Source organism: Rhodococcus sp. HNM0563, assembly GCF_012726195.1.
Taxonomy (GTDB): Bacteria; Actinomycetota; Actinomycetes; order Mycobacteriales; family Mycobacteriaceae; genus Rhodococcus.
Window position 1 is genome coordinate 1 of sequence record NZ_JAASAF010000032.1, and the last position, 1,441, is coordinate 1,441.

Annotated in this window: 1 protein-coding gene; it reads left to right on the forward strand. The window is 66.5% G+C overall.

What is annotated here, in order from left to right; all coding sequences use genetic code 11:
- Positions 1-78 precede the first annotated feature (78 nt).
- A complete protein-coding gene (locus tag HCA61_RS25825) occupies positions 79-1,335 on the forward strand; it encodes an IS701 family transposase (protein WP_039584526.1) in 1,257 nt (418 codons plus the stop codon).
- The last annotated feature ends 106 nt before the right edge of the window (positions 1,336-1,441 follow it).

Genomic DNA, 1,441 nt, shown 5'->3' on the forward strand with positions numbered 1-1,441 from the left:
CTAGTAGTACTTTGTTAGGTTCACCACTTCTTGTTGCGGGGCCTCGAGTTTCGGCGGGATGTCCGAGACGATGACCGGGTGGATGCCGCAGCCCTGATCGATGTCGGTGAACGTCTCGACGTGTTCGTCGACGAGGTGTTCTCCTCGCTCAAACGCAAGGACCAGCGAGCAACGGCAGGGGTATATGCGCGGGGATTGATGCTCGACGGGCGCCGCAAGTCGATGCAACCGATGGCCGACCGGCTCGGGATCGATCACCAACGCCTGCAGCAGTTCGTCACCACCTCACCATGGGATCCGGTACCGGTCCGGAAAACGCTGTCCCGCAGGGCGTGTGATCTGATCGTCCCGGATGCGTGGGTGATCGACGACACCGGATTCGCCAAGGACGGCGACGCCTCCCCATGCGTGGCCCGGCAGTATTCGGGCACCTTGGGCAAGGTCGGGAACTGCCAGGTCGCGGTCAGTGTGCACGCCGCCACCGATTCCGCGTCCGCGCCGTTGGATTGGCGGCTGTATCTGCCCGAGAGCTGGGACGATCAGCGGTGCGACGATCCGGAGACGGCCGCGGTGATCACCGCTCGCCGGCGACGCAATGCGATCCCGGACGAGGAGCGGTACCGCTCCAAGGCGGTCATGGCTCTCGAGATGCTCGACGAGCTGATCTCGTGGGGCCGGACCCCGCCGGTGATCGTCGCCGACGCCGGCTACGGTGACTCGGCCACCTTCCGTCAGGGTCTGACCGACCGCGACCTGGTCTACGTCGTGGCGGTCAAGGGCGCGACCCTCGCCCACCCGGGTGATGCGGTGCCGGTCGCCGCCGCGTATTCCGGGCGCGGGCGGCCGCCGACCCGGCGCTACCCGGCGGCGGTGACCTGCAAAGATCTCGTCTTGGGGGCAGGCGTCGAAGCACTGACCGAGATCAACTGGCGCTGCGGCACCAAGACCGGCCCGGCCAATCCGGCCGCGGCGATGCGCTCACGCTTCGTGGCGCTGCGCATACGCCCGGCCAACCGCACGATTCCCCGCGATGAGGACGGTGTGCTGCCGCAGGCCTGGCTGCTCGCCGAATGGCCGATCGGAACGGCCGCCCCTACCGACTTCTGGCTCGCCACCCTGCCTGATGACACCCCGCTGTCGGAGTTGGTGCGCCTGGCCAAGATCCGTTGGCGCATCGAACACGACTACCGGGAACTGAAAACCGGTCTCGGACTCGATCATTTCGAAGGGCGTTCCTGGCTCGGCTGGCACCATCACGTCACCCTCGTCACCGCCGCGCACCTGTTCCTGACGTCACTGCGACTGACCGACCCAAAAGCGACCGGGCGGGACTGACCCTCTACGGCATCGTGCGCGAACTCCAACGCGCACTGGCCTATTGGATCGGTACCTGCCCGACCTGCCACCACACCTTCCCGACCTAACAAAGTCCTACTAGGGC